The 494-nt window shown below is 53.0% G+C and carries 1 pseudogene; it reads right to left on the bottom strand.

Annotation, left to right across the window (positions count from 1 at the left end):
• Nucleotides 1-494, bottom strand: a pseudogene (locus J5224_RS35725) (prephenate dehydratase domain-containing protein); the annotation flags it as partial.

Below are 494 nucleotides of genomic sequence, written 5' to 3' on the forward strand. Positions count from 1 at the left end.
CCGTAAATAGGGCGAGATTCCAGTTTTGTCATAATGATGTTGTGTTCGCGCAGTACCAGCAGGGCTTCCACCAATGCCCCCGATTGCTGACCCGTTGCCATAATCAAGGTGGTTTTGGCTGGCACTTGCTCTGAAACATCAATCGGCTTGCGCGCCAACACGATAAAGCGGGTGGTGTTTTGGGTCTGATTTGCCAGGTTATGTTCTAGCACGCGCAGTTGATAAAGTAATCCACCGGCCTCGCTGCCCAGCGCGGCGGCGTGTGGTCAATGATGCTCCTTTTTCCATTGCCGCCGCGGTGCTTTCACAATACTCGATTTTCCACTGTGGATAGCGCTGGATAAAATGGCTGCACTGTTGGAAGGGCTGTGGATGACTGTAGACGGTGGTGATTTGGCTCAAATCCGTGTCGGTGGCGACCAGCATGCAGTGATCGATAGGGTGGGTGAGTTCGCCCACAATCGACAGACCGGTATGTTGCAGTAGATCGTACA

The organism is Candidatus Symbiopectobacterium sp. NZEC135 (assembly GCF_025962695.1).